The organism is Variovorax sp. P1_H12_2 (assembly GCF_056405335.1).
This window is the reverse complement of the sequence record NZ_JBFUCI010000356.1, coordinates 1-6,844: the sequence shown is the minus strand read 5'-3', so window position 1 is coordinate 6,844 and position 6,844 is coordinate 1. Positions and strand designations below refer to the sequence as shown.

Sequence of the window (6,844 nt, the reverse complement as noted above, 5' to 3'; positions counted from 1 at the left end):
GTGCCCAGCACATGGCCGACGGCCGTGCTGATCGGCCCGCCGCTCGACACCACGAGCACCTTGGCGCCATGGTGCTTGTCGCGCACATGGTCGAGGGCCCTCGTCACCCCGGCCAAGAAGTCCACATAGCTCGGCATGCCCACCGGTTCGGTGCGGCCCTGCATCCAGGCGCCGAGGCCCTCGCGCAGCAGGCGGAAATGGTGGCGGTACATCTCCGGCGTGTCGGGCTTCTCCAGCTTGCCGGGATGGATGGTGGCAATGATCGCCTCGCTGTCGTATTCGTTGAGGCCGGGCCAGGGCAGCACGTCCTGGCGCTCGAGCCCCAGGCCTTGCGCGATTCCCTCCCAGGTCTGGCGATGGCGCTTCAGCGTGCCGGTGATCACCGCATCGAAGCGCATGCCGCGCTCGCGCCAGTACTCGCCCAGCCGGACCGCCTGCCTGCGGCCCAGGTCGCTGAGCTGGTCGTAGTCGGCCGCACCGAAGCTGGCCTGTCCGTGGCGCACGAGATAGAGAGTTCCCATGGCGAGCGATTCTGCCCACGAGGCTCGCCCCACGGGGTCGCGGCGGCGACGTCCGGGCCAAGAATTGACCCCCGACCAGGCTTATCGAGGCGTCGTCAAACCGAATATAAGAAGATTCTCATTCCATTGGAAGGAAAATTCCAATTCAATTATCGGAATTGAAATGATCGAATTCAGGAAGTTTTTCACGATTGATCTGTAGATTGAAAATTCTGGCCTTCTTTAGGCAGATGTCCGGTCTTCTTTCGGACAGTTCTCATATGACCAGAAAGGTGCCGGCAATACCATGAGGTCATGTTGTTGCTCTCTGCAATTAAGCGATTCACGTAATCCAGGCCGAGGGTAATTGATGGCACGCGCAGACGGGCTGCGCGGCATGGTGTCAATTGAAATCAAAAGGATCAGTCGGGTGAACAAGTCATATACCAGCGTTTGGAATGAAGCCCTTGGGGCGTGGGTCGCTGCGTCGGAACAGGTGAAATCACGRGGCAAGCGTTCGGGTGGCTCGGTCCGCCTGGGCCGCGCCGCGCGACGCATTCTCCTGGCAGCCGCGCTGCCTTCGGCCTTGCTCTTCTTTGGCTTGTCGCCTGTGGCGAATGCCGCCGGTGTGTGTGTGAACGACACCTCGTCCGCTCAGTTTTTTGGGAGTTCCACCGCACTTTCCACCGGATGCAATAGCCCTTACCTGCCCTTTTTCGGTTCGTCCGCCTATGCCATCATCGGAACCAACGGCGGCACTTTGGGACTTACCAGCGGCAAACTCTCCGTTTTTCTGGATCCCGGCATGAGCACGACCAAGAATGTCCTGTCAGGTACGGCATCCGGGAACGACGTGTTGCTCAGCGGCGTGGCCGCCGGTGCGCTGAACGCGACCAGCACCGAAGCGGTGAACGGCTCGCAATTGTTTGCGACCAACCAGAACGTGGCCGCCAACACGGCGAATATTGCGACCCACACGACCAGCATCGCCGGCAACACGACGGACATTGCCAACCTCGGCGGCCGTGTCACGACGGTCGAAGGCTCGGTGACGAACCTGACCAACGACCTGAACAACGGTCTGGTGGGCCTGGTGAAGCAGGATGCGACGACCAAGGCGATCACCGTGGCTGGCGACAAGGCGGGCACGTCGGTGAACTTCGCTGGCACYGAAGGTGCTCGCACGCTGAGTGGCGTGAAGGCTGGTGCGCTGAACGGGACCAGCACCGAAGTGGTGAACGGTTCGCAGCTGTTCGYGACCAACGAGAACGTGGCCGCCAACACGGCGAACATCGCGACCAACACGACCAACATCGCCGGCAACACGACGGACATCGCCAACCTCGGCGGCCGTGTCACGACCGCCGAAGGCAACATCACCACGATCGGCGACTCGGTGACGAACCTGACCAACGACCTGAACAACGGTCTGGTGGGCCTGGTGAAGCAGGACGCGACGACCAAGGCGATCACGGTGGCCGGCGACAAGGCGGGCGCGTCGGTGAACTTCGCCGGCACCGAAGGTGCTCGCACGCTGAGTGGCGTGAAGGCTGGTGCGCTGAACGGGACCAGCACCGAAGCGGTGAACGGTTCACAGCTGTTTGCGACCAACGAGAACGTGGCCGCCAACACGACCAACATCGCCAACCTCGACGGCCGTGTCACGACCGTCGAAGGCTCGGTGTCGGACCTGACCAACAACGTGAGCAGCGGTCTGGTGGGCCTGGTGAAGCAGGACGCGACGACCAAGGCGATCACGGTGGCTGGCGACAAGGCGGGCACGTCGGTGAACTTCGCCGGCACCGAAGGTGCTCGCACGCTGAGTGGCGTGAAGGCTGGTGCACTGAACGGGACCAGCACCGAAGCGGTGAACGGTTCGCAGCTGTTTGCGACCAACGAGAACGTGGCCGCCAACACGACCAACATCGCCAACCTCGACGGCCGCGTCACGATCGTCGAAGGCTCGGTGACGGACCTGACCAACAACGTGAGCAACGGCTCGGTGGGCCTGGTGAAGCAGGACGCGACGACCAAAGCGATCACGGTGGCTGGCGACAAGGCGGGCACGTCGGTGAACTTCGCCGGCACCGAAGGTGCGCGCACCCTGAGTGGCGTGAAGGCTGGTGCGCTGAACGGGACCAGCACCGAAGCGGTGAACGGTTCGCAGCTGTTCGCGACCAACGAGAACGTGGCGACCAACACGACCAACATCGCAGGCAACACGACGGCCATCGCTGGCCTCGACGGCCGTGTCACGATCGTCGAAGGCTCGGTGTCGGACCTGACCAACAACGTGAGCAGCGGTTTGGTGGGCCTGGTGAAGCAGGACGCGACGACCAAGGCGATCACGGTGGCTGGCGACAAGCCGGGCACATCGGTGAGCTTCGCCGGCACCGAAGGTGCTCGCACCCTGAGCGGTGTGAAGGCTGGCGCGCTGAACGAGACCAGCACCGACGCGGTGAACGGCTCGCAGCTGTTTGCGACCAACGAGAAACTGAGGAAGTCGGGGATCATTGACGCGAATGGCAATGCGCTGGACGTGCTGACCTATGACGCCGGTTCGAACAAGGGCAGTATCACCCTGGGTGGCGCGAACGGCACGCAACTGAAAAACGTGGCCGACGGTACGGAGAACGGCGACGCCGTCAACCTGGGTCAGCTCAAGAAGGGTGGCCTCATCGACGGCAACGGCAACACGAATGCGGTCATCTACGACGCAGACTCCAACCGCACCAAGGTCACGTTCGGTGACGCCAATGTGGCGCAAGTGCTGCTCTCCAACGTTGCCGCTGGCACGGCCAACACGGATGCAGCCAACGTCGGCCAGCTGCGTGGCGTGGCTTCCGCATTGGGCGGCGGCGCGGCCGTCGGCGCCGATGGCAGCATCGTGGCCCCGAAGTACACCGTCAACAATGCCACCTACACCAGTGTCGGCGACGCCCTGCAGGGACTGGCCGGAACCATCGACCACAACGGCTCCCGCCTGACCGTGGTCGAGAAATTGGTCGGCACGACCCAGGCCAGTTCGCACCTGGCCACCAGCGGCGACGTGACGCAGACGGCCGTGGCCAGCGGCGACAACGCGGTGGCGATCGGTGCCGGCGCGACGGCTTCGGCCAGCAACAGCGTGGCGCTCGGCGCAGGCTCGACCACCGGTAATCGCGAGAACACCGTGTCCGTCGGATCGGCAGGCAACGAGCGCGCGATCGCCAACGTGGCGGATGCCGTCATGAGCACCGATGCCGTCAACAAGCGCCAGCTCGACTCGGTCGCGGACAGCGCCAGGGCCTATACCGACCAGCGCATGAACCAGGTGCAGTCGGACATCGCCCGCGTCAAGCGCGACTCCAACGCAGCGGCCGCGGCGGCCATGGCGGTGGCGACCCTGCCGCAGTCGATCCAACCGGGCCGCAGCATGGCATCGGCTGCGATCAGCAACATGGACGGTGAGTCCGCCCTCGCCGTCGGCGTGTCGAAGGTGGCCGACAACGGGCGCTGGGTCACGAAGTTGTCGGGCACGGCCAACACGCGCGGCAATGTGGGCGTGAGCGCAGGCATCGGCTTTCACTGGTAAGTCGAAGTTCTCGACGGATTGATAAGAAGGAGCGTCACGCTGAGCGTGACGCTCCTTTTTTTTGTCGTGCGACCGTCTGGCGCGCCGGGGCTTACCAACGGTAAGCAATCGCGCTGTAGTACTTCTTCTGATGTTTCAGGGGGTGCTTTCGGACGGTTCTGATGGTCTGCCCGCGATGCGGTCCGTACGATTCATTGCAGCCCTTCACTCGAGTCGGTTGGCCGGCATGGCGGGCCGAACGCAAGCACTTTCTGCCTCGCAGCCTCGCAGCCTCGACGAATTGGCAGGGCTGACCGACATCCGCCGATCGCCGCGTCGGCAAATCATCAACGAACAAACGGGGCATGCGTGATCCGCAATGCACCAAGGGAGCCAACATGACGGCCTTGACCACCGTGGCCCTGATCTGGGGCTTTGTCATCTGGATTTTTCTGCGCGGACGATTCGGTCCGTCCAGGGAGTCCTGGGCGCGCGCCATCGCATTCAAGCCGAAGGAAGCCATGTCGCCCGAGCAGTTGTTCGGCTGCCTGCTCAGCGGCAACTTCGCCCTGCTCATGCGCGACAACTTCAACCAGATCGGGAGTTCACTGTCCGAGCGGCGCATCGGACGGGTCCTTCGGGAGCACTGGGGCATCGAGACGCGGGCGGACTGCCGTCGCGTGATCGAGTCGCGCCTCGAGAGCCTGGGAAAGATGTCGGCGGCCGAGAAGCGGGCCATCGCCGCATGGCTCACCGGCGAACCCGTCGACTCGAACGAATACGCGGCGCTCGAGGACACGTGCCTGTTCATGGCCCTGCGCGCCCACATTGCGCAAGTCGACGAGCTCCGGCAGGACCACCTGAGCATCCTCGCCTGGGACATCCAGCAACTCGCCTATCTGGTGCGCCTGGCCTGCACGGCCGGCCACGTGTCGAAGGCGTCGGCCGAGGAGGTTCTGGGGGCGCTGAAGATGCGCGCCCGCGCCCACTATGCGTCGTGGACGGACTATTCGCTGGCGGCGCTGGTCGGCCTTGGCCTGCGCGGGTCGCTCGAAGTCTTCGACCACRCGGAATGGAGGCAGTTCGCACGCACGCATTCGGTCTTCCTGAACGAACAMCGCTCGCCCACCAGGAGCGCATCGCGATGGGGCGCTGCGGCCCCGCGGCGGAACGCGCCGGGCGCGCCCGCCCGCTTCGAGCCCGGCAGCCGCGGCCCGACGGCCAGCGTGGTCGCGTCATGACGCGCCCGGCTGCCATGCGGCGTGTCGGGGTGCTCGCCTATGCCCCCCGCTCGCGCGAATATCTTCGACGTGTTCTGCGCTCGCTCGGCTATGCGCCGCGGGTCTTCGCCCATCTCGATGAACTCACGGCGATGGGCCCCGCCGCATCGACCCTCGACATGCTGTTCCTCGGTGATGTGCCTGATACGGACAGTCGTGGGCGTGCGGTTGTGGCGGGCGCTCTCGCCGTGGTCGGCCCGAACGTGCCGGTGCTCCACGCGCCCCTGGACAGGCGCAGGCGCGCACGCAGTCGCGGTGAGGCGGGCGACAACATCGTCACCGCTTCGCCGCGCTTCTTCGGCGATGTCTGCAGCTCGGTCATGTCTTTCCTGGCCTCCCAGGGGATCGAAAGCGAGCAGGCGAGTTTCTCCTGGGGTGTCTACGCGTTCCATCCGCTCGAGAAGAGCGTCGCCTTCGCCGGCGAGGAAGTGACACTGGATGCAGTGGCCTTCGACGTCGCACTCGAACTCTTCTTCAACATAGGGAAGCCTGTGACGAAGAAGTGGCTCAAGCGCATGCTGCCTTCGGGCGGGCATGGCGCAGTCTGGCATCGCATCGACAACATCGCCTGCACCGTCGACGACCTGCGCGTGGCGATTCAACTGAGCGAATCGAACGGCTTGACCCTCGACCCCCTGGGCGACACCGGCTACCAATTGCGGCGCGTGCAACGGGCCGCCGCCAGAAGATCCCCGTCAGAACGCTCGGCCCCTGATCGGTTTCACCTGGAGCTTTGACCAGGGATCGTTTAGTCTCCCCCGGTTTGCTTGTCATCTCGGGGGGAGATTCCATGGTCACCAAGGTCGATCTGGTCGTGCGGGGCCTCAATTCAAGCACCGTCACGATGGTGTTGACTTGCGTGCTGGGTGTTGCGGGCTATTTTTTTGGCCAGCCGATGGCCATCGAGCTGCACTGGTTCTGGATGGCGCTGGGATCGCTCTGCATCATCGTCCTGTCGGTCATGCAATTCCTGCGCAATCGAATCAGCCAACGCCGGGACGACGAACTCCACGCCATCCTCGACGCCGTCCCTCATGTCCTGTTTTTCAAGGACACCGCCTTGCGCTATCGCGAAGTGAACGCGGAGTTCGAGCGCTTGTTTCATATCGACAGAGCGGCCGCGATCGGCGCGGGCGACATGGCGCTCTTCGGCCCCGAGCTTCGCGATCGCTTCGTGGCCCAGGACAAGGAACTGATGGCTTCGCAAGAGGCACGCACCTTCGACGAGGAGATGTGGATCGATGGCGAAGTCCGCAGCATCCAGTCGCGCAAGCAGCCGGTCCGCGATCGCCGCGGAAAGCTGCGTGGCGTGGTCGGCGTGGCCATCGATGTGACCGAGCAGAAGAAGCTGCAGCGTCAACTCGAGGACGCACTCGACGGGCTGAGCATTGCGCTGGAAGCTGCGCGCATGGGCACCTGGGAGCTGGACCTGAGCACCGGCGAGCTTCATGCCGATGAGCGCAGCAGGCAGGTGCTGGGCCTGGAAGGCAGCCATGTCGATGTGTCGATGG

At 64.1% G+C, this 6,844-nt stretch carries 5 protein-coding genes; 4 read left to right on the top strand and 1 reads right to left on the bottom strand.

The window, feature by feature from the left end:
- On the bottom strand, nt 1-521 hold a 521-nt coding region (locus AC1D2K_RS26810), incomplete at its 3' end, for a histidine phosphatase family protein (RefSeq protein WP_478092398.1).
- Between the two features lie 349 nt (nt 522-870).
- Here AC1D2K_RS26810 and AC1D2K_RS26805 point away from each other — a divergent pair.
- The 4 genes from AC1D2K_RS26805 to AC1D2K_RS26790 form a co-directional block, all read left to right on the top strand.
- Nucleotides 871-4,074 carry a YadA-like family protein gene (locus AC1D2K_RS26805; RefSeq protein WP_478092396.1) on the top strand — a complete coding sequence of 1,068 codons (3,204 nt, stop codon included), beginning with the start codon at nt 871-873 and terminating at the stop codon, nt 4,072-4,074.
- A 377-nt stretch (nt 4,075-4,451) separates the two neighbouring features.
- Nucleotides 4,452-5,294: a DUF1266 domain-containing protein gene (locus AC1D2K_RS26800; RefSeq protein WP_478092395.1), complete on the top strand. Its 843-nt coding sequence runs from the start codon at nt 4,452-4,454 to the stop codon at nt 5,292-5,294.
- Nucleotides 5,291-6,070, top strand: coding sequence for a hypothetical protein (locus AC1D2K_RS26795; RefSeq protein ID WP_478092393.1), 780 nt, complete (start codon nt 5,291-5,293; stop codon nt 6,068-6,070). Before AC1D2K_RS26800 ends, AC1D2K_RS26795 begins: the two co-directional genes overlap by 4 nt.
- Nucleotides 6,067-6,844, top strand: a 778-nt coding sequence (locus AC1D2K_RS26790) for a PAS domain-containing protein (protein WP_478092391.1), incomplete at its 3' end; no start/stop codon positions are given. The genes AC1D2K_RS26795 and AC1D2K_RS26790, both read left to right, overlap by 4 nt.